Consider the following 21,554-nt stretch of genomic DNA (forward strand, 5'->3'; position numbering starts at 1 on the left):
GCCGCAACGCGCTAACATTCGACGCAATCGATACGTTTTTTCTCTGAAGTACGGCTGAGCAAAACAAGCATCAGACACGATGCCAACGCGGGTACGGCGGCGGCGACAAACAGTGCGCTGTTCGACCACTGCAGTCTGATCAGTTGCCCGGCTACGACGGGTCCGATAATCGAACCGGCCCGGCCGATTCCCAGACTCCAACCCACTCCGGTTGCTCTCAGCGAGGTTGGGTAAAGGGTCGCGGTCAACGCGTTGACCGCCGGCTGTCCACCCACAATGCAGACTCCACTTATCAGCACGACGGCGTAGCGCAGCCCCGTCGACAGATCGGGCAAACCGACGGACGCCACCGCGACTGTCGCCAACAGGAAGCTGACTGTCAGCACGCGATAGAAGCCAAAGCGATCCATCAAGGGGCCCATCAGCAGAGCACCCACGGTTCCGCCGACCTGCAACGAGGTGCCGATGAGAACAGCCGTGGACACGCCATGGCCGACCCGCAGCGAAAGCATCGGAAGCCAGTTCGACAGAAAAAAGAGGTCAAGCAGATTCGCGAAGTTGATGCCCCAGAGGAGCAGCGTCGTCGTGCTTCGACCATGCCGGAAAAGCTCGCCGACGGACGCCTTCGCATGGCTCTGCTCGTGACCGGCAAAGCGGGTTGCCGGTCCGACCCGCACATCTGGCGCGATGTGCTTAAGCCACTGAGCAATCCGTTCCCGGCTGCGCTCTTTGAGAACCAGCAGTTGAAGCGATTCGGGCAAATACCTGAGCATCGCCACGGCAATGATCAGCGGCAAGATGCCGCCGATCAGGAACACCGAGCGCCAACCCATCGACGGAAGCAGCGCCGCGCAGAGAAGACCTCCTGCGATCGCCCCACCCGTGAAGCCGCACGAGACCCATGTCATCAGCGACGCGCGATGTTTCTGCGGACTGTATTCGCTAACCAGCGCGATGGCATTGCCCATCACGCCGCCAATGCCCAATCCGGTCAGGAAACGGATGACAAGGAACTCCGGAACGTTCTGAGCAAGGGAAGCAGCGAGCATGCATAGCCCATAGAACACGGTCGCTCCGACCAGAACGGGCCGCCGCCCCACACTGTCGGCCATCGCACCGAGAACGATAGAGCCCACGAGCATGCCCAGAAGACCTGCGCCGAAAACCGGGCCGAGTTCGGCGGGGCTGATATGCCACGCCTGCACGATCGCAGGTGCGACAAAACCCATGGTCTGCACGTCGAATCCATCCATCACGACCGAACAGCCGATCATGACCATAATCCATTTCTGGAATGTGCTAAGTGGACGGCTGTCGATCAGCGCGCTGATATCGACGATTGAAGCATGCGCCGGCTCCACTCGCTCCGCGGTATCGGGGGTCACTCTTCACCTCGCTCTGTATGTCGCATCACTCAAGGCCGAACAAACGACGCGCGTTGTCCCGCCCGATCTTCACGCGGTCGGTTTCGCTGATCGAACACGTGTCGAACCATTGGGATGCCTCGTCGTGCGTTTCGAACGGATAGTCGACCGAGTACATGATGCGATCACTGCCCATTTCCAGCATGGTGGACAGAAGCGTCTGCGTTCTGAAGTTGCCGCTCGTCGTCACGTAGACGTTCTCCCTAAGATACTCGCCCACGCTGCGCTGGCACGGCAGTCCTCGTGGCGCCTTCTGGAGAATGTGGTCCACGCGCCAGACGTTGAACGGAATTCCCTCGCCGAGATGGCCAAGAATCATCTGCAACTGGGGATTGCGGTCGAAGAGACCCGAGGTCATCAGTCGCAGCGCGTGAATACTCGTCTCAACCGCGAACGCCCAGGTTGCCGCGGTGAGCCATGGAAAACCGTCGTAGATTGGTTCGCGGGATGGCAACGGGTCCCGAGGATGCATGTAGAACGGCTTGCCGAGTGCCGCGGCGCTCGTCCAGAAATCGGCGTACTGCGGCGCGTCGTAATACACGACATTTTCCGCGTCGCCCACTTGGGAGAAACCGTTCACCATGAAGCCGTGGAACCCCAGTTCTTTCACGGTGCGCTCGAGTTCACGCGCCGCGGCATCAGGGTCCTGCATCGGCAACGCAGCGAAGCCACCAAGGCGATGCGGATGGCGCGCGACATGCTCGGCGAGGACGTCGTTGGCGCGTCGCGCCACATCGATCGCTTCCTTGATGTCGGGAATGCCCTGAATGCCAGGCGAGTTGAGCGACAGGATCGAATACTCGGTGCCACCCTGCTCCATCCGCTCGAGCCGCTGCTGCTCGATGTCCATCAGATTCGACTTCAACATCTCCCAGACGGGTGGGGGCGCATAACCTCTCGACTGTTCGATAGTCAGGTCGATCGCAAAGTGCTCTTCGAGGGCAATCTTGTTTCGCATCAGTCAGCTCCGGTTCGGCGTGTCGGGCATCGTTCACGTTGCTACGTTGACGGATGCCCTGGGTCACGCGGTCTCTATTTGTTTGATTAATCAAACATCTATGGGTCGGAGTATAGTTGATTTTTCAAATACACGTATTCACGTAAACCCCCGTGGGCGGGGGCGGATATCGTCTGATCTGTTCCGGTGCGCGAAGGCTGACGTCTGCACGGCGGCCAAGATGAGTGTCCGTGCCGAGGGGCCGTGTTCTGTCCAGGCCGCCGGACATACGCTCGTGGTTGACGACTCTGCCCGCACGGAGTGGTGTTGACAGCGCTTGAATGCGTCAGAGAGTTCTACGCTCCAAGGAGTGGCCATCAGAAAATTGATCGCTATTAGCCTGCGCGGCCAGCGTCTTTTATTTAGCAAAACTACACAATTGAATTATTGTTGAACCGTATGATCCGCTGCGATCTCATCTGATCGCGCGGATGCCTCGACTACGATCCATGCCCGATCCTCACCGTTCGAATCGCAAGCGTCGAGTAGGTGGGAATCGTCCTGTCGGGAACCATGGCCTGCATATCGGCCTCCATTCCTTCCCTTGGGGCAGCAACGAGCAGTCTGGTACCGGCACTTGGGGAACACCCCTCACCCCGAAATCCCGATTCCTGTACTATCTTGCAATTTCGCGTAAGACAAAAAGACAAAATGGGCCAAAATAAAAGATTGGAGGGGCTGCAAAGCCTCCGGGGGCTGGCTGCGCTGGCAGTGGTTTTTCAGCATGTGACGTTCTATTCGACGAACGCGAAAGGTCTCGACTACTTGCCGTATCTGAGGATCGACTTCGGCAGGTTAGGTGTTGGCTTATTTTTTGTCATCTCGGGATTCGTGATGGCAGGCTGTCTGTCTCAAGGCAGTCGCTTCCTTCTGAATCGCGTTGTCCGCATTTACCCGGGATTCTGGCTGGCCGTGCTCGTTTCCGGCGCGCTTTTGACAGGCCCAACTTTCGGATGGACCTTTGATCCGAAGTCGCTCTTGCTCATTCCGTCGCCGCTCAACAATAGCTACCGGGTGCCCTACTGGACGCTAGTCTATGAGATGTCGTTCTACGTTGCCACTTATGCATTCATCGTGCTTAGAGCAAGTCGCTACACTATCGCAAAGTGCTGTATCGGGTGGCTTGTCGTTGTCATTGCAGTGACGAAATACAAGACGATTGCCCCTTTCGAACCGGGTTCATGGATCTTGCTAAGCCGGTGGAACGTCTACTTCATCCTCGGAATGCTGTTGGGGTTGTACTTCAAGGATGTTTCACGGATGCGATCGCCTGTGATTGCTGTCGGCGCCGCAGTTTTGTGGTGCATCGGTGATACCTTCGCCGGTGCCGCACCGCTTCCATCAGACCTGATGCTAGCCCTCGCGTTCTGCGGGGTCGTGCTGGTCGGCGTGCGGCACATAAGGATTACCGCGCTGGAGACGATAGGAAACGCCTCCTTCGGTATTTACCTCATTCATGTTCCGGTTGCTGTGTTAGCCATTCACCTGGTGACCAACGCCTTCCCTGGAATATCCTTGCACTCCCTATGGCTCGTTACGATGGTCGCCGCATTAACTGCATCTTTCGCGTTCGGCTTGATGGAGGCAAAGATTCATTCACAGGTGAAGAAAATCTTCGTCGCAAGGAGCCCATCGTCATTCGATCTGAAACTGCCGCGGTGACGCTCTAAGTTTTAGATGGACGTCTAATAGACTGCCTACAAAGCACGGTACGAACGTACCGTCAGGCGGAAATTGAAAAAGCCGCAGCGCCTTTCGGCCCTGCGGCTTTAATTTTGGTCGGGGCGAGAGGATTTGAACCTCCGACCACCTGCACCCCATGCAGGTACGCTACCAGGCTGCGCTACGCCCCGAACAGCATGAAATTATAACAGACGCTTTATTCGATGAGAACCGCCCGACGCCAAGAAAACTCACAAACGCGCCAGCGAGCCGGAACTAGTGGCCCAGCAAGTCGATCACGCCGAGCAATTCCTTACGCAACTGCTCGACATCCACTGCAGCCGATGCAGTGGGCGAAGCCGGCGGCGGCGCGCCCTCGCGCTCCTCAACCATCTCATCCGGCGCATCGTGCGCGCCGCCGCCATGCGAATCGAGCCGGTTGCGCGCGCCGTTGATCGTGAAACCCTGCTCATACAGCAACTCGCGAATCCGCCGGATCAGCAGCACCTCATGGTGCTGGTAATACCGGCGATTGCCGCGCCGCTTGACCGGCCTTAACTGCGTGAACTCCTGCTCCCAGTACCGCAACACATGCGGCTTCACGCCGCATAGTTCGCTGACCTCACCAATCGTGAAGTAGCGCTTCGCCGGAATCGGAGGCAAGACGACTTTTTCGATCGTCGCTGTCATCGTCAGTTAACCGTCGTGGTGGGTTGCGCGGGAGCGCGCCAGTCGATCAGCGCGCGAAGCTCGCTTCAGCGCCATTCTCGACCAGCGCTTTCAGCTTTTGACTTGCATGGAACGTCACAACGCGACGCGCGGCAATTGGAATCGCCTCGCCGGTTTTCGGGTTTCTGCCAGGACGCTGAGGCTTGTCGCGCAGCTGGAAATTGCCGAAGCCCGACAGCTTCACGCTGTCGCCGCTTTCCAGCGCGTCGCGGATCACCTCGAAAAACGCTTCGACCATGTCTTTCGCTTCCCGCTTGTTGAGCCCGACATTGTCGAACAGCAACTCGGCAAGTTCCGCCTTGGTGAGCGTCGGCGTTTCAGTGGAAACGGCGGCGGGTGATGTCGGAATTTCGCGAATCATGGCGCTGCGTTGCGCCGTAAGAAGGGCTTCGAAATCACTCGAGTTCATTTCATTCATATCTATCAAATGGCGCGCCAAGCAAAAAACAAAGGATGCGGAAACAGCCGTGCAATTGTTAAATGCGGGTTATCCGCGCAACCGTGCGCCATATACTCGAGCCAGACGTTCCACAAGAGTTTGAATAGCCAGATCGACCGTTTCATCCTGAAGGGTTCCGCCAGTATCTTGCAAGGTCACACGGAACGCAAGGCTTTTCTCATGAGCGCCCAGGCCACCGGAAGTGTTTGATTTTGGACGAAATTCATCGAAAAGCGCAACCTTCTGAACCGTCTTGCAGGCAGGCTCGGACTGCGCCTTCTGGAACTCGTCCAGCAGCGCCTGAACCTCGATTTTCTGATCGACGACGAGCGCAATATCGCGGCGCACCGGCGGGAATTTGGACACATCCGACGGCGTGGGCAATACACGCTGCATTAATGCTTCCGCCTCGATTTCAAACAGAATCGGCGCATGCGGTAAATCATATTTCTGCATCCAGCGCGGATGCAATTCGCCAATCCAGCCCACCGCCCGGCCATTCAACTCGATGCGAGCGCTGCGTCCCGGATGCAACGCCGGGTGCTCCGCCTTCACGAATTGCGCCACCGCCGGCGCCAGCACGGCTTCCAGATCCGCCTTCACATCGAAGTAATCAACCGGACGCGCCGCCGCGCCCCACTGCTCTTCGAGCGCGGGACCGTAGGCGAGGCCGCCGATCATCTTCGGCTGCGCGAAGCCTTCGACCGCGAGCTCGCCCGCCTTGATCGACGGATCATTCAGGAACACGCGGCCGGCTTCGAACACGCGCACGCGATCCGCCGCACGGCGGTTCAGATTCGTGCGCAACACGCTAATCAGACTGCCGAACAGCGTGGTACGCATGACCGACAACTGACTCGCGATCGGATTCAGCAGACGTACTGGGTTATCGTTGCCGGCGAAGTCCTGCTCCCACTCGGCGTCGACGAAACTGAAGTTCACCGTCTCCGCGTAGTCGCGCGCGGCGAGCGCGTGACGAATCACATGGATCGAACGATGCGTTTCGTTCGTCGCACGCATTTCGCTCGTGGCGACAGGCGGACGCGCCGGAATCTTCTCGAAGCCGTAAATGCGCGCGACTTCTTCGATCAGGTCTTCCTCGATTTCGATATCGAAGCGGTACGACGGCGGCATCACCGAGAACGTATCTTCGCTACGCTCGAACGTGAGGCCGAGGCGCGTGAAAATCTGCGCGATCTCGTCCGCGCCGATCTTGATGCCGATGATGCGATTCGCGCGCGACACACGCATCTTCACGGGCTCGCGCTTCGGCACGTTGACGATCTGATCGTCAACGGGACCGGCCTCGCCGCCGCAGATGTCGAGGATCAGTTGCGTGATGCGCTCGATATGCTCGACCGTGGTCGCGTAGTCGACGCCGCGCTCGAAGCGATGCCCTGCATCCGTCGCGAAGTTGTACTTGCGCGAACGGCCGCGAATGCTATCCGGCCACCAGAACGCGGCTTCGAGATAGATGTTGGTGGTGTCGAGCGTGACAGCGGTGCTGTCGCCGCCCATGATGCCCGCGAGACTTTCAATGTGCTGCTCGTCGGCGATCACGCCGACGGTTTCATCCAGTTCGACCGTGTTGCCGTTGAGCAGCTTGAGCGATTCGCCCTTGCGGCCCCAGCGCACGTCCATGCCGCCGTGGATCTTGTCCAGATCGAACACATGCGACGGACGGCCGAGTTCGAGCATCACGTAGTTCGAGATGTCGACGAGCGCGGAGATGCTGCGCTGGCCCGAACGCTCGAGACGCTGAACCATCCATTGCGGCGACTTGGCGCGCGCGTTCACGCCACGGATCACGCGGCCGGAGAATCGGCCGCACAGATCCGGCGCCGAGATTTTGACGGGCAACGTTTCGTTGAGCTTCACTTCGGCAGGCTTGATTTCGAGCGGGCGCAGCGGTGCGCCGGTGATCGCCGAGGTCTCGCGCGCCACGCCGAACACCGACAGGCAGTCCGCCTTGTTCGGCGTCAGCTTGATTTCGAAAACGGTGTCGTCGAGGTTGAGCGTTTCGCGGATGTCCTGGCCGATCGGCGTCGCCTCCGGCAGGATCATCAGGCCGCTGTGATCTTCCGAGAGCTTCAGTTCGCGGGCCGAGCACAGCATGCCTTGGCTTTCCACGCCGCGCAGCTTCGAGAGCTTGATCGCGAACGGCGCGCCGCCCTCTTCGGCCGGCGGCAGTTGCGCGCCCACCAGCGCGACCGGCACCTTGATGCCCGGCGCCACATTCGGCGCGCCGCACACGATGTTCAGCGTCGCGCCCGTGCCGGCGTCGACCTGACACACGTTGAGCTTGTCCGCGTCCGGGTGCTTGACGACTTCCAGCACCTGGCCGACGACGATCTTGGAGGTCGGCGGCGCGGCCGGCCGCAGGTCTTCGACTTCGAGACCCGCCATCGTCAACGCGTGCGACAGTTCGTCGGTCGTCAGTTGCGGATCGACAAAGGTTCTCAGCCAGGATTCCGGGAATTGCATGGTTCTGTGTACGTTCTGATCAGGTTAGGTCCACGTCCGGCAGATGCTTGATGTGACTCGATAATCGTGAGAATCAGCAGGCTCTGCCGGGGACGCTGCGGGCGGCACGCTGGGCATGCCGCGCTCTAGGCTTGTCGCGTTCGTACGCGCCGGCTCAGGCGAATTGACGCAGGAAACGCAGGTCGTTTTCGAAGAACAGACGCAGGTCCTGCACGCCGTAACGCAACATGGTGAGCCGTTCGAGGCCGCTGCCGAAAGCAAAGCCGATATAGCGCTCCGGGTCGAGGCCCATGTTGCGGATCACCGTGGGGTGAACCTGGCCAGAGCCCGAAATCTCGAGCCACTTGCCGGCGTTCTTGCCCGTTTCGAACTGCATGTCGATCTCTGCCGACGGTTCGGTGAACGGAAAATACGACGGACGGAAGCGCACGAGAATGTCGTCGCGCTCGAAGAATTTCTTCAGGAAGTCGGTATAGACGCCCTTCAGGTCTGCGAAGCTGATGTTCTCGTCGATCCACAGGCCTTCGACCTGGTTGAACATCGGCGAATGCGTTGCGTCGCTGTCCACACGGTACGTGCGGCCCGGCACGATCACCTTGATAGGCGGCGTGTTGGTGCGCGCGTAGCGCACCTGCATCGGGCTGGTATGCGTGCGCAGCAGCAACTGGCGGCCGTCGGCGTCTTTGCCGTCGACGTAGAAGGTGTCCTGCATGGAACGCGCCGGATGATTTTCCGGGCTGTTCAGCGAGGTGAAGTTGTACCAGTCGGTTTCGATTTCGGGGCCGTCGGCCACGTCGAATCCGATCGTACGGAAAATCTGTTCGACGCGCTCCCAAGTGCGCATCACCGGGTGCAGACTGCCGGCACCGGTGCCGCGGCCGGGCAGCGTGACGTCGATGGCTTCAGCGGCGAGGCGCTGGTTCAGCAACGCGTCGGCCAGCGCCTGACGGCGGGCCGTCAATGCGGCTTCCACTTGCTGCTTGACGAGGTTGATCCGCGCGCCTTCGGTTTTGCGCGTCTCGGGATCGAGCTTGCCAAGGCCCTTCAATAGCTCGGTCAGCGCACCCGATTTACCAAGAAAGCGGGCTTTCTCGTTCTCGAGGGTGGTGACGTCGGAGGCTTCTGCGAAGGCTTTTTGCGCGTCGGCGACAATCTGGTCCAGATCCATTGATCCCATCATTTCAACGTCAGTGTTCAAGCGATACAAAACTGGTTCTACCAACAAAAACGGGGCTCGGTGAGGAGCCCCGTTTTTGCTGCAGCGTCACCGAGACTACCGGATGTTCGCTGCAACGAACCACGCAGTTTTAATTGCCAAAAGCGCAATCAGGCTGCAACGGCGGCTTTCACCTGCTGAACGATCGCAGCAAAAGCAGCCTTGTCGAACACAGCCATGTCGGCCAGCACCTTGCGGTCCAGTTCGATCGAAGCCTTCTTCAGGCCGTTGATGAACACGCTGTACGTCATGTCGTGCTGACGCACCGCCGCGTTGATACGCGTGATCCACAATGCGCGGAACACACGCTTCTTGTTGCGGCGATCGCGGTAGGCGTACTGGCCTGCGCGCATGACCGCCTGCTTGGCGATGCGATAGACGTTATTGCGACGGCCGCGGTAACCCTTGGCCAGCTTGATGATCTTCTTGTGACGGGCCCGTGCGGTAACCCCACGTTTTACTCGAGGCATGTCTTGCTCCTATGAGTGTCGGTTAAGGGTTAAGCGAACGGCAGCATTGCGCGTACGGAGTTCATATCTGCATCATGAACTGCCGTCGAACCGCGCAAATGGCGTTTGTTCTTGGTGGTCTTCTTGGTAAGAATGTGGCGCTTGAAGGCTTGACCGCGCTTGACGGTACCGCCCGGACGCACCACGAAGCGCTTTGCAGCACTCTTCTTGGTCTTCATCTTCGGCATGACAACTCCATTATTAGATGGATATGGGTGTGCGGTCGGCCAGATAGCCACAACCCGCCCTTCGAAACCCATTCCACTTGGTATGCAGACCGCCGATACCGCCGGCGGCCGCTTTTCAGGAAACGGCGTGCATTGTTATCGCCGCCGCTCCGAAACCTGCCGATACCGCACCGGACACCCGGTGCCGCATCGTTCCAACTTTTCACAACCGGGGCACGCACCACATGGCGCGCGGCCACTCCAGCCGCTTACTTCTTTTTCTTCGGCGCGAGCACCATGATCATCTGGCGCCCTTCCATTTTCGGCATCTGCTCGACCTGACCGACTTCGTCGAGGTCCGTGCGCAGGCGCTCGAGCATGCGCATACCGATTTCCTGGTGGGCCATTTCGCGGCCACGGAAACGCAACGTGATTTTCGTCTTGTCGCCGTCGTCGAGGAAGCGGATGAGGTTACGCAGCTTGACGTTGTAATCACCGTCGTCGGTACCCGGGCGGAATTTGACTTCCTTGACCTGGACGACCTTCTGCTTGAGCTTGGCCTCGTGCTGCTTCTTCGCTTCCGAGTACTTGAACTTGCCGTAGTCCATCAAACGGCAAACCGGCGGGACCGCCTGCGGAGCGATTTCAACGAGATCCACGTCCTGCTGTTCCGACATGCGGAACGCATCAGCGAGTTTCACGATGCCGAGCGGTTCGTTCTCGACCCCGACCAGACGCACCTCGGGTGCCGTAATTTCACCGTTGATGCGGTGCGCAGACTTATCAGTAGCGATGTTACGTTTCCTCTAAAAATTAAAAAAACGAGCCGGGCTGCCAGGTGGCTCAGTTGAACGACTGCACGTCCTGACGCAGACGCTCAATGAAGGTATCGACAGGCATCACGCCAAGGTCGACACCGCCACGGGCACGCACGGCTACCGTTTGGGCTTCACGCTCTTTATCGCCGACCACAAGCAGATACGGCACCTTTTCAAGCGTGTGCTCGCGTATTTTATAGCTAATCTTCTCGTTGCGCAAATCGGCCTCTACTCTAACCCCTTGTTTTTGCAACGATTGGGCCAGAGACTGGGCATATTCGGCCTGACTTTCCGCGATATTCATCACGACAACCTGCATCGGCGCGAGCCAGGACGGCATTGCACCAGCATGGTGCTCGATCAGAATGCCGAGGAAACGCTCCATTGATCCGACGATTGCCCGGTGCAGCATGATCGGACGGCGGCGGCTGTTGTCTTCGGCGACGTATTCGGCGCCAAGGCGCTCCGGCAGCACCATATCGAGCTGCAACGTGCCGCATTGCCACGAGCGGCCGAGCGCGTCCTTGATGTGATATTCGACCTTCGGGCCGTAAAACGCGCCCTCGCCCGGCAGTTCTTCCCAACTCACGCCGCAGGCCGTCAGCGCCTCGCGCAGCCCCTGCTCCGCCCGGTCCCACGTCTCATCCGTGCCGGCGCGCGCGTCCGGGCGCAGCGACAGCTTGATTTCGACATTATCGAAGCCGAAATCCTTGTAGACGCTCATCGCCAGCGTGTTGAACGCGATCGATTCGCTGATGAACTGGTCTTCGGTACAGAAAATATGCGCGTCGTCCTGCACGAAACCGCGTACGCGCATCAGGCCATGCAGCGCGCCCGACGATTCATTGCGGTGGCACGAGCCAAATTCAGCGTAACGCAGCGGCAGATCACGATACGAGCGCAAACCGTGATTGAACACCTGCACGTGACCCGGGCAGTTCATCGGCTTGATCGCGTAGTCGCGCTTTTCCGATTCCGTCGTGAACATGTTTTCACGATAGTTCTGCCAGTGGCCCGACGCTTCCCACAGCGAGCGGTCCATGATCATCGGCGTCTTGATTTCGAGGTAGCCGGCGTCGTTCACACGGCGGCGCATGTATTGTTCGACCTGCTGCCACAGCGTCCAGCCACGCGGATGCCAGAACACCATGCCCGGCGACTCGTCCTGCATGTGGAACAGGTCGAGTTGCTTGCCGAGCTTGCGGTGGTCGCGCTTCTCCGCCTCTTCGAGCATGTGCAGATACGCTTCCTGGTCTTCCTTTTTCGTCCAGGCGGTACCGTAGATGCGCTGCAACTGTTCGTTCTTCGAATCGCCGCGCCAATAAGCGCCCGCGACCTTCATCAGCTTGAAGACTTTCAGCTTGCCGGTGGACGGCACGTGCGGGCCGCGGCACAGATCCGTGAAGCCGCCGTGCGAATACAGCTTGATTTCGTCGCTAGCGGGAATCGATTCAATGATTTCGGCCTTGTACTTTTCGCCGATGCTCTTGAAGTAGTCCACCGCTTCGTCGCGCGACACCACGCGGCGCGAAACCGGCTCGTCTTTTTTCACGAGCTCCTGCATACGCTTTTCGATCTTCTCGAGATCTTCCGGCGTGAAGGGACGGTTGTACGCGAAGTCGTAGTAAAAGCCGCTGTCGATCACCGGGCCGATCGTGACTTGCGCTTCCGGATACAGATCCTTCACCGCGTAAGCCAGCAAGTGCGCCGTGGAGTGACGGATGATATCGAGACCGTCTGCGTCTTTCTCCGTGACGATAGCCAGCGCGACGTCGCGATCGATCAACGCGGACGTGTCGACCAACTCGCCGTCGATCTTGCCGCCGAGCGCGGCCTTCGCAAGGCCCGGGCCGATCGAGGCGGCCACTTCGGCGACGGTCACCGGATGCTCGTACTGTCGAACAGAACCGTCAGGCAGACGTATCGAAACCATTGTGTTCTCCGTGGTGCCGACCGGCGGCGGCACATGCAACAAGGTCATAAAACCAAAAAAAAATGCGGCCCCGCTTTCGAGGGGCCGCATTCACATTTCCTGCAAACTACATTGGCGAAAGTGGTCCTCGACTAGCGTCGCTCCGAAGTAGTTTCGGTCAACGTTCGCGGTGTCATAACCGTATTCGCCTTTTGCGCCAAAGGCGCTTACTGCAGCTTGCGAAACCCCGGCAAGCCGGAATTTCATTTTCGTTGGTAGGCTCGATTGGACTCGAACCAACGACCCCCACCATGTCAAGGTGGTGCTCTAACCAGCTGAGCTACGAGCCTGAAGAAACGAGATTATATGGAGCCCTACACCGCTTGGCAAGTACTTTTATGCACCGACTTTAAATTTCGTCCCACACGCTCGCGCACGCATGATGACTACACTCCGAACAAGCGAACTGCTGCGCACCGCGTAGCGAGCAGATCAAGCCTTGCGTGTAGCGCGCATCACGCCCGTTACTTCGCCGAGCAGCGTGCACGCGCGCTGAATCTGCGCGGCGCTCGCAACCTCGACCGTAAATTGCATGAATGCGGCGTTACGGCGAGTCTGCGTCTTCACGCCGATCACGTTCATCTTCTCGCGCGCGAACACTTCGGAAATATCGCGCAGCAAACCCTGCCGATCCGTTGCCTCGATGGAAAGATCGACGGGATAGACGGACTGGCCACGACCGCTCATCACATCCGCCGACCACGCCGTTTGCAACACGCGCTCCGGCGCCCGTTCGGCCATGCGCAGGAAAGTCGGACAATCGCTGCGATGAATCGACATACCTTTGCCGCGCGTGACAAACCCGCAAATTTCGTCGGGTGGCGCCGGACGGCAGCAGCGCGCGAGTTGCGTGAGCAAGGCATCGACGCCGACCACCAGCACACCGGTGGACGCCCCTCGCGCCACACTCGCGCCGCTGCTGCGCTTTTCGAATTGCTCCGGCGCCTCGACCACGGGCTCCGGCGGCGGCGCATCGTGCAGCGCCTGCTCGACGAGGCGCAGGCTGAACTCTTCCTTGCCCACCACCGAGAACAGATCGTCGGTCGTCTTGAAGCCCAGCTTGGCGGCCAGCTGATCGAGATTGACCGACGTCTTGCCCTCGCGCTGCAAGGTCTTTTCGACCATCGCGCGGCCGCTTGCAATATGCTCCTGCACCTCGACCGCGTTGAACCATGCACGCACCTTCTGCCGCGCGCGCGGACTCTGCAGATAGCCTAGCAGCGGGTTGAGCCAGTCGCGCGATGGACCGCCCTCCTTCACCGCGACAATCTCGACAGTCTGCCCGTTCTGCAACGGCGTATTGAGCGGCACCATCGCGCCGTCCACGCGCGCGCCACGGCAGCGGTGTCCCAGTTCGCTATGCAGGTGATACGCGAAGTCGATCGGCGTCGCGCCGTGCGGCAATGGAATCACCCGCGCTTGCGGCGTCAGCACGTAGATGTGATCGTCGTCGAGCGTGGCCTGACGCAGTTGCTCCCATGGTTGCGCGGCGCGCTTCTCGCCGTGCTCGCCCTCGGAGACGTCGTCCTTCCACGCGAGCAATTGACGCAGCCACGCGATCTTCTCGTCGTACTTCTCGCTGGCGCTGAATTGCCCGCCATAGCCACGCGTGCCCGCTTCCTTGTAGCGCCAGTGCGCGGCCACGCCGTATTCGGCGAACTGATGCATTTCCTGCGTGCGGATCTGCACTTCGAACGCACGGCCATCGTCGCCGATCACCACTGTGTGCAGAGACTTGTAGCCATTCGGCTTGGGCCGCGAGATGTAGTCGTCGAACTCTTTCGGCACCGGCTGCCACAGGTTGTGCACGATACCGAGCACGGTGTAGCAATCCTTGATGTCCGGCACGATCACGCGGAACGCGCGCACGTCGTACAGTTCGGCGAAGTCGAGTTCCTTGCCGTGCATCTTGCGCCAGATGCTGTAGATGTGTTTCGGCCGGCCGCTGACCTCCGCGCGAATATGCGCCGCGGCCAACTCCTGTTGCAGGCGCTCGATAGCCTGCGCGACATAGCTCTCGCGCTCGACACGTTTTTCGTCGAGCAGCTTGGCGATGCGCTTATATGTGACCGGCTCTTCGAAGCGGAACGCGAGATCCTCGAGTTCCCACTTCAGTTGCCAGATGCCCAAACGGTTGGCGAGCGGCGCATAAATATCGAGCGTCTCGCGCGCCACGTCCGGCGAGGGTGTGATTTTCGCCGCCGCGTAATAGCGCAACGACTGAACGCGCGACGCGAGCCGGATCAGCACCACCCGAATGTCCTGCGCGAACGCGAGCAGCATCTTGCGCAGCGCCTCGACCTGCGCCCGGCGTGCCGCCTGGGCGTCGCGCCCGGCTTCGGGCATGGCATTCTGCGCGGCCCGCAAACTCACGGTGCCAAGACGCAGTAACTTGCGCACGTCGCCCACCAGCTGCGCGACTTCTTCGCCGAAATTGTCGGCGATCACGCGTTCCGGGTCTTGCAAGTGCGGCGTCAGCGCAAACAGGGCCGCCGCCAGCACCGCGGGCGGATCGACGTTGAGCGTGCGCATGATCGACGCCGTACCCGCCGCGTGATCCGCCAGTTTTTCGCCCGATGACAGCAGCACCTCGCCCGCGTGCTCGCGCACGAACACCATCGCTTCGTCGAAAGAAGGAATGGGGTGCGGTGTGCTCGTAACGATTTCGGTAGTCATGGTGCGACGGCCCACCGGGCCAGACGAATCAACGGAATTTCAACAACATGTGCGCAGCTTAGGCGCGCTGCGCTGCGACCACGACGATTTCGACGAGGCACTTCGGATTGGCGAGCTTGGCTTCAACGGTAGCGCGCGGCGGCGTGTCGCCCTGTGCGACCCACTCGTCCCACACGGCGTTCATGCCGGCGAAATGCACCATGTCCGAGATGTAGATCTGCACCGACAGCAAATGCGACTTGTCGCTGTTCACTTCGCCGAGGAGCCGGTCGATATGGCCGAGCACTTCGCGCGTCTGACCCGTGATGTCCTGATCCGCGTCTTCGGCGATCTGTCCCGCGAGGTACACGGTGCCGTTGTGCACGGCGATTTCCGAGAGGCGCTTGCCGACGTGATGACGAATGACTGGCATGGAGAATCCTGAAGTTGGTTGAAAATTGAGGAGATGCGTGACGCATGGCATCCCGCCTGGCGTCCCATCAGGGGCGCCATATGTAACCGCATATTATGACGCGTCAGCAGCCGGCCCGTTGAAGAACCGTCTTGCGATGTCGATCTGATCCGCCGACAGGAACGCCGGTGCATGCCCAACGCCGGTAATTTCCACGCTCGAAACAGCACGCCCGCTTTCGACCATCTTCGCGACGGTTTCACGCGACAGCAGGTCGGACTGCTCGCCGCGCACCACCAGCACCGGCCCCTGGAACGAGGCCAGCGAATGCCACAGCGCGGCCTCGCCAAGTTTGGTCGCTTCCTCGGTCGTGGCGGCGAACGGCTGCGCGATACGCGGGTCGTAACGCAACAGCCACGCACCGTCCTGTTCATGCAGAAGCGGTGTGTTGATCTCGCGCCATTCTTCCGGCGTGAGCGGGCCGAAGGTTTGCGCGAGCATGGCCGCGTAGTCGATACCTTGCTGCAGCGTTTCGAAACGCGCCGGCTTGCCCAGGTAGTCGCCGATACGCTGCACCGCGGCCGGTTCCAGATGCGGACCGACGTCGTTCAATAACATCTTGCGGATCGGCGTTTCCGGCAGGCCGGCCAGCGCGAGCCCGATCAGTCCGCCCATGGACGTGCCGAACCAGTCGACTGTTTCGACATCGAGACGCGCGATCAGCGTGACCATGTCGGCGACGTATTGCGGCACGACGTAGAAGTTGGGGTTGGCAAGCCACGATGACAAGCCCCGCCCCACCACATCCGGACAAACCACGCGATACGTGCCGGCGAATTCCGCAGCGAGGCGGTCGAAATCGCGCCCCGAACGCGTCAGCCCGTGCACGCACAGCAGCACACGTGGGTTGGCGGGGTCGCCCCACTCGGTGTAGGCAATACGATGCAAGCCACTGCCGCTCGCGCATTGGACATAGCGTTGGCGCGGCACGGGCCGCCCGTTGGTGGAAGCGAATGGGGTGGCGGTCATCTGGGTTCCTTGCAAAAGCGCTGCGGGTTGAGCCTGGGCACGGCCGCGATTAACAAGCGTCCAATCTGCGGACGATTGTAAACCGCTTTGCCGCGCGGCAAGGATCGGCCAGACGGCCTAAGAAAACCTGAGACAGCCGGACACGGCAAGCCGCCGCACAAGACAAAGCGGGCGAGACTCACGCCTCGCCCGCCCTGGAAACTACCGCGCCGCCGCCTGTTCGCCGCACCCGGCGGTATGGCCGCTCAATACACCTTCAAGCAGCCTCAACCCACTTCAGGCGGCCGCACAGCACGACATTCAAACCACCGCGCTCACGTCGAGCGGCGCACCTGTCTTCGCCTTGATTTCCTCGACGCTCACACCCGTAGCCAGCTCGGTCACCTTCAGACCGTTTTCGGTGACTTCGATCACACCGAGGTCGGTGATGATCTGATCGACCACCCCCACGCCCGTGAGCGGCAGCGTGCATTCCTCGAGGATCTTGTGCTGGTCGCCCTTTGCGACGTGCTCCATCAGCACGACCACGCGCTTGACGCCCGCGACCAGATCCATCGCGCCGCCCATGCCCTTGATCATCTTGCCCGGGATCATCCAGTTCGCCAGATCGCCCTTCTTGCTGATCTGCATCGCGCCGAGAATCGCCAGGTTGATGTGGCCGCCGCGAATCATCGCGAACGAGTCCGCCGACGAGAAAATCGACGAACCCGGCAGCGTGGTCACCGTCTGTTTGCCGGCGTTGATCAGGTCGGCGTCCACTTCCTCTTCGGTCGGCGACGGGCCGATGCCGAGCAGGCCGTTCTCCGACTGCAGCCACACTTCGACGCCCGGCGGCACATGGTTCGCCACCAGCGTCGGCAGGCCGATGCCGAGGTTCACATAGAAGCCGTCCTGCAATTCCTTCGCCGCGCGCGCGGCCATTTCGTCACGAGTCCATGCCATGATCAGTCTCCTTTCGCGCGCACGACGCGTTGTTCGATGCGTTTTTCCGGATGCGCATTGAGCACGATGCGCTGCACGAAAACGCCAGGCGTATGGATCGCGTCCGGATCGAGCTCGCCCACCTCGACGATTTCCTCGACTTCCACCACAGTGATCCGGCCGGCCATCGCGCACATCGGGTTAAAGTTGCGCGCGGTGCGGCGATAGATCAGGTTGCCAGACTTGTCGGCCTTCCATGCCTTGACGAGCGCGACGTCGGCCGTCAGCGAGTGCTCGAGCACGTAGTGGTTGTCGCCGAACTGGCGGGTTTCCTTGCCTTCGGCGATCAGCGTGCCGTAGCCGGTGTTGGTGAAGAACGCCGGAATGCCCGAGCCGCCCGCGCGCAGCTTCTCGGCGAGCGTGCCTTGCGGCGTGAATTCGAGCTCGAGTTCGCCGGCCAGATACTGGCGCTCGAACTCCTTGTTCTCGCCGACATACGACGAGATCATCTTCTTGATCTGACGCGTTTCGAGCAGCAGACCGAGGCCGAAACCGTCGACACCCGCGTTATTGCTGATGCAGGTAATGTTCTGCACCTTCGAGTCGCGCAGCGCGGCGATCAGCGCCTCCGGAATGCCGCACAGCCCGAAACCGCCGACGGCAAACGTCTGCCCGTCCTTGACGATGTCCTTCAGCGCCTCGGCGGCGCCTGGATAGACCTTGTTCATCAGTTTGTCCCTTCCTTTATGGAAACCCGAAACCGGTTCATTGCGGCTTATACGACGCTCGGCGGGCAGGCGCCCGACACGTCATTCTAGTCATCCCCGGCAGGCTGTGTGCTCACGTTGGCATGCGCTCTTGAGCAAACTCATGCACACACCCGCCGCGGACCCTTTTCACCGCGTTGTCATGTGCCCGAAAGAGTACGCTGGGCGCAGCATGCGGCACAATACGCAAAAATACATAAGTACTTGCCGCCAGCCCATGCCCGCACTGGATTACCAAACCGCGTTTCACCTCGCTCCAATCGGACTCGTGCTGTCGCGCGAGCGCACTATCGAAGACTGCAACGACGAGCTTGCGTCGATTTTCGGCTGCTCGCGCGAGGCGCTGATCGGCCAGTCGTTTCAGGTGCTGTACCCGTCGGCTGACGAATTCGAGCGGATCGGCGCACGGATTCCGCCCATCATGACCGCCCAGGGCAGCTACGCGGACGACCGCATCATGAAGCGGGCCAACGGGGAATTGTTCTGGTGCCACGTGACGGGCCGCGCGCAGCAGCGCACCGACCCGCACGCGGCAGGCGTCTGGACCTTCGAGGATCTGAGCGCGACGCGGCGCGTGGCGGTCGAGCTGACACCGCGCGAACGCGAAATCGCCGCGCAGCTGGTGACGGGGAAAACCAGCAAGCAGATTGGCCGGGTGCTGGATATCAGCCCGCGCACGGTGGACGTCTACCGGGCGCGGCTGATGCGCAAATACGATACGGGTAACGCCACCGAGCTGCTGCAACGCCTGCTTGGGAGTTGACAGCGCCTGCTGAAGGGCGCCGGACGTTAGAGGTTGCGGCGGCTCAAGCCTCCTTGACAACCGCGGCTTGCTCGATCGTCTCGCGCAACTGGTCGGGCACCGGCACCGACTTGCCGGCCGCGTAATCGATCCACACGCAGCGCGCGGCGCCGCGGGCATACACAGTGTCCGGGTCGTCGGCGCGCACCAGCTCGAAGCCGGTGTCGAAGCTGCTGCGCCCAGGCGTTGCCACCGTCATCCGGCCGATCACGTCGCCGGGATAGTGCAGTTGCTTGAGAAAGTCCATCGATGCATTGACGATCACCGGCCCCTGCCCGTCGGCGTTGTTGCCGAGAAAACCCAGGTGTTCGAACCACGAGATCCGCACCTGCTCCATGTAGCGGAAATAGACCGTGTTGTTCACATGACCGAATGCGTCCATGTCGCCCCAGCGGATCGGCATCGACATCTGAAAAACAGCGTGAAATTCACTCATCGTACTTCTTGGTAAGGTTGAAACTCAGGCTGAAGCCCACGCGTTGCCCGGCGCGAGCTCGGCCTGTCACATAACGCGCTCAGGCGAGGCCAAAGCCGTCGTCGGCGACGATAATCGAGCCGTTGATGAATTGCGACTCATCCGCCGCCAGCAACAGCAGCAGCCCGTCCAGATCCTCCGGCTTGCCGACGCGATGGCGCGGCAGCATCGACACGAGCTTCTGCCCCTGCTCCGTCGACCAGTGATGATGGTTGATCTCCGTGTCGATATAGCCAGGGCAGATCGCGTTCACGTTGATGCCGTGCTTGCCCCACTCCAGCGCCATGGCTTTCGTCATATGGACGACCGCCGCCTTGCTCATCGAATACAGGCCGATTTGCGGCAGCACGCGCAGGCCCGCCATCGACGCGATATTGATGATCCGGTACGACGGCTTCTGCGCGTTGTTGCCGCGCATGATCATGCGTTTGGCGACTTCCTGGGCGACGAAGAACGCGCCGCGCGTGTTGGTATCGAACACGTATTCGAAGTCGGCGGGGGTGACCTCCGAGAGCTTCTGCGTGGTCGACACGCCTGAGTTGTTCACCAGAATGTCGATCGTGCCCGCCTCGGTTTCCGCGTGAGCGACGGCCGACTTGATGCTCTGGTAATCGGTCACGTCGAGCGAGACGACGTGCGCCGCGCCGCCGGATGCCTCGATCTCGGCGCGCAATTCCTTCAGACGCTCGGTCCGCCGGCTCGCCAGCACGACCTTGGCGCCCGCCTGCGACAACACTTGAGCAAAGCGCTTTCCCAACCCGCTCGAGGCGCCGGTGATCAGCGCGACCTTGCCTTCCAGATTGATCGAACGGCCCATTGTCGTTCCTTGTTCGGTTGATGCTGCAGATGCGGTTGACAGGTGCGGTAGGACCATCAATACGGGTCGATACCGTATCACAAAATAGAACGATCGTGCTAATCTCTGCTCGTTGGGTTGCAGTGGTTAATGTCCTCGCCCACAATACGAACCCGAAAAAAGCATTCTAACGGTAAGAGGAGCATCGATGACCCCCGCAAGTCTCATTGAGCAGTACGGTCCACGCGAGTCGATGGAATACGACGTCGTGATCGTCGGTGGCGGCCCGGCCGGGCTGTCCGCGGCGATCCGCCTGAAACAGCTGGCGGCGGAAAAAGGCGCCGAGATCGGCGTCTGCGTACTGGAAAAGGGCTCGGAGATCGGGGCGCATATCCTCTCGGGCGCGGTGATGGACCCGCGCGCCATCACCGAACTGATTCCGGACTGGAAGGAAAAAGGCGCGCCGCTCACGGTGGACGTGACCGAAGACAAATTCCTGTTCCTGACCGAAACCGGCTCGAAAAGCGTGCCGACCTGGGCACTGCCCGACAACTTCAAGAACCACGGCAACTACGTGATCAGCCTCGCGAACGTCACGCGCTGGCTGGGCCAGCAGGCCGAAGCACTGGGCGTCGAGATTTTCCCGGGCTTTCCGGCGGCGGAAATCCTCTACAACGACGACGGCTCGGTCAAAGGCGTCGCGACCGGCAACCTCGGCATCGGCAAGGACGGCGAGCCGACCGAGAACTTCCAGCTCGGCATGGAACTGCACGCGAAATACACGCTCTTCTGCGAGGGTGCGCGCGGTCACCTCGGCCGTCAACTGAACGATAAGTTTCGGCTGCGCGAAGGCGTCGATCCGCAGGTCTACGGCATCGGCATCAAGGAGCTGTGGGAGATCGACCCGGCGAAGCACAAGCCGGGTCTGGTGATGCACACGGCCGGCTGGCCGCTGGAAAACGACACCTACGGCGGCTCGTTCCTCTATCACATGGACAACAACCAGGTGGTGGTGGGCTTCGTGGTGGGGCTCGGCTACACGAACCCGTACCTGTCGCCGTTCGAGGAATTTCAGCGCTATAAGACTCATCCGGCAATCCGCGCGATTCTGGAAGGCGGCAAGCGCGTGTCGTACGGCGCACGGGCGATCACGGCGGGCGGCCTGATGTCGCTGCCGAAGCTCACGTTCCCGGGCGGCGCGCTGGTAGGCGATGACGCGGGCTTCCTGAACGCCTCGCGCATCAAGGGCTCGCATGCGGCGATCAAGACCGGCATGCTGG

Annotated in this window: 20 protein-coding genes and 2 tRNA genes; 3 read left to right on the forward strand and 19 right to left on the reverse strand. The window is 60.7% G+C overall.

All coding sequences use genetic code 11. The features are described from left to right. Positions 1 to 11: 11 nt before the first annotated feature. Both A6V37_RS24005 and A6V37_RS24010 read right to left on the reverse strand, forming a co-directional pair. Positions 12 to 1,385, reverse strand: coding sequence for an MFS transporter (locus tag A6V37_RS24005; protein ID WP_242665758.1), 1,374 nt, complete (start codon positions 1,383 to 1,385; stop codon positions 12 to 14). Positions 1,386 to 1,410: 25 nt separating this feature from the next. Continuing rightward, the gene (locus A6V37_RS24010; RefSeq protein ID WP_064266468.1) at positions 1,411 to 2,382 is read right to left on the reverse strand and encodes an amidohydrolase family protein; all 972 of its coding nucleotides are present in this window, start codon (positions 2,380 to 2,382) and stop codon (positions 1,411 to 1,413) included. 690 nt (positions 2,383 to 3,072) lie between these two features. Here A6V37_RS24010 and A6V37_RS24015 point away from each other — a divergent pair. Further along, entirely contained in the window at positions 3,073 to 4,083 is a 1,011-nt protein-coding gene (locus tag A6V37_RS24015) for an acyltransferase family protein (protein WP_064266467.1), read from the forward strand. A 114-nt stretch (positions 4,084 to 4,197) separates the two neighbouring features. Here A6V37_RS24015 and A6V37_RS24020 read toward each other — a convergent pair. From A6V37_RS24020 to A6V37_RS24095, 15 genes are all read right to left on the reverse strand, one after another. Beyond that, positions 4,198 to 4,274: transfer RNA gene (locus A6V37_RS24020), tRNA-Pro, on the reverse strand. 85 nt (positions 4,275 to 4,359) lie between these two features. Further along, positions 4,360 to 4,773, reverse strand: a complete 414-nt coding sequence (locus tag A6V37_RS24025; RefSeq protein ID WP_064266466.1) for a MerR family transcriptional regulator — start codon at positions 4,771 to 4,773, stop codon at positions 4,360 to 4,362. 46 nt (positions 4,774 to 4,819) lie between these two features. Continuing rightward, a complete protein-coding gene (locus A6V37_RS24030; protein WP_063496729.1) occupies positions 4,820 to 5,230 on the reverse strand; it encodes an integration host factor subunit alpha in 411 nt (136 codons plus the stop codon). Between the two features lie 69 nt (positions 5,231 to 5,299). Beyond that, positions 5,300 to 7,735, reverse strand: coding sequence for a phenylalanine--tRNA ligase subunit beta (pheT, locus tag A6V37_RS24035; RefSeq protein ID WP_064266464.1), 2,436 nt, complete (start codon positions 7,733 to 7,735; stop codon positions 5,300 to 5,302). A gap of 154 nt (positions 7,736 to 7,889) precedes the next feature. Beyond that, the gene (gene pheS, locus A6V37_RS24040) at positions 7,890 to 8,903 is read right to left on the reverse strand and encodes a phenylalanine--tRNA ligase subunit alpha (protein ID WP_064266463.1); all 1,014 of its coding nucleotides are present in this window, start codon (positions 8,901 to 8,903) and stop codon (positions 7,890 to 7,892) included. A gap of 158 nt (positions 8,904 to 9,061) precedes the next feature. Then, the gene (rplT, locus tag A6V37_RS24045; protein ID WP_006052502.1) at positions 9,062 to 9,421 is read right to left on the reverse strand and encodes a 50S ribosomal protein L20; all 360 of its coding nucleotides are present in this window, start codon (positions 9,419 to 9,421) and stop codon (positions 9,062 to 9,064) included. 29 nt (positions 9,422 to 9,450) lie between these two features. After that, the gene (rpmI, locus tag A6V37_RS24050; RefSeq protein ID WP_012433738.1) at positions 9,451 to 9,648 is read right to left on the reverse strand and encodes a 50S ribosomal protein L35; all 198 of its coding nucleotides are present in this window, start codon (positions 9,646 to 9,648) and stop codon (positions 9,451 to 9,453) included. Positions 9,649 to 9,896: 248 nt separating this feature from the next. Further along, the gene (infC, locus tag A6V37_RS24055; RefSeq protein ID WP_075643546.1) at positions 9,897 to 10,421 is read right to left on the reverse strand and encodes a translation initiation factor IF-3; all 525 of its coding nucleotides are present in this window, start codon (positions 10,419 to 10,421) and stop codon (positions 9,897 to 9,899) included. A gap of 49 nt (positions 10,422 to 10,470) precedes the next feature. Then, positions 10,471 to 12,378 (reverse strand): threonine--tRNA ligase, encoded by a 1,908-nt coding sequence (thrS, locus tag A6V37_RS24060; RefSeq protein ID WP_064266462.1) that lies wholly within the window; start codon positions 12,376 to 12,378, stop codon positions 10,471 to 10,473. 252 nt (positions 12,379 to 12,630) lie between these two features. Further along, positions 12,631 to 12,707, reverse strand: a tRNA-Val gene (locus A6V37_RS24070). 142 nt (positions 12,708 to 12,849) lie between these two features. Further along, a complete protein-coding gene (locus A6V37_RS24075) occupies positions 12,850 to 15,093 on the reverse strand; it encodes a RelA/SpoT family protein (protein ID WP_064266461.1) in 2,244 nt (747 codons plus the stop codon). 58 nt (positions 15,094 to 15,151) lie between these two features. After that, a complete protein-coding gene (locus A6V37_RS24080) occupies positions 15,152 to 15,505 on the reverse strand; it encodes a RidA family protein (protein WP_064266460.1) in 354 nt (117 codons plus the stop codon). Between the two features lie 93 nt (positions 15,506 to 15,598). Next, entirely contained in the window at positions 15,599 to 16,513 is a 915-nt protein-coding gene (locus tag A6V37_RS24085) for an alpha/beta fold hydrolase (RefSeq protein ID WP_064266459.1), read from the reverse strand. Positions 16,514 to 16,813: 300 nt separating this feature from the next. Next, positions 16,814 to 17,455 (reverse strand): CoA transferase subunit B, encoded by a 642-nt coding sequence (locus tag A6V37_RS24090; protein ID WP_064266458.1) that lies wholly within the window; start codon positions 17,453 to 17,455, stop codon positions 16,814 to 16,816. A 2-nt stretch (positions 17,456 to 17,457) separates the two neighbouring features. After that, positions 17,458 to 18,162 carry a CoA transferase subunit A gene (locus A6V37_RS24095; RefSeq protein WP_064266457.1) on the reverse strand — a complete coding sequence of 235 codons (705 nt, stop codon included), beginning with the start codon at positions 18,160 to 18,162 and terminating at the stop codon, positions 17,458 to 17,460. 256 nt (positions 18,163 to 18,418) lie between these two features. On the opposite strand from A6V37_RS24095, the gene A6V37_RS24100 reads away from it, so the two are divergent. Beyond that, on the forward strand, positions 18,419 to 18,964 hold the full coding sequence (locus tag A6V37_RS24100; protein ID WP_064266456.1) for a LuxR C-terminal-related transcriptional regulator: 546 nt from the start codon (positions 18,419 to 18,421) through the stop codon (positions 18,962 to 18,964). Positions 18,965 to 19,007: 43 nt separating this feature from the next. Here the strand turns inward: A6V37_RS24100 and A6V37_RS24105 are convergent, their stop codons facing one another. Both A6V37_RS24105 and A6V37_RS24110 read right to left on the reverse strand, forming a co-directional pair. Then, on the reverse strand, positions 19,008 to 19,439 hold the full coding sequence (locus A6V37_RS24105; protein ID WP_064266455.1) for an acyl-CoA thioesterase: 432 nt from the start codon (positions 19,437 to 19,439) through the stop codon (positions 19,008 to 19,010). Positions 19,440 to 19,518: 79 nt separating this feature from the next. After that, on the reverse strand, positions 19,519 to 20,295 hold the full coding sequence (locus tag A6V37_RS24110) for an SDR family oxidoreductase (protein ID WP_064266454.1): 777 nt from the start codon (positions 20,293 to 20,295) through the stop codon (positions 19,519 to 19,521). A gap of 187 nt (positions 20,296 to 20,482) precedes the next feature. On the opposite strand from A6V37_RS24110, the gene A6V37_RS24115 reads away from it, so the two are divergent. After that, positions 20,483 to 21,554, forward strand: a 1,072-nt coding sequence (locus A6V37_RS24115; protein WP_157447900.1) for an NAD(P)/FAD-dependent oxidoreductase, incomplete at its 3' end; no start/stop codon positions are given.

It is taken from the genome of Paraburkholderia ginsengiterrae, from assembly GCF_001645125.1.
In the GTDB taxonomy this organism is placed as follows: Bacteria; Pseudomonadota; Gammaproteobacteria; order Burkholderiales; family Burkholderiaceae; genus Paraburkholderia; species Paraburkholderia ginsengiterrae.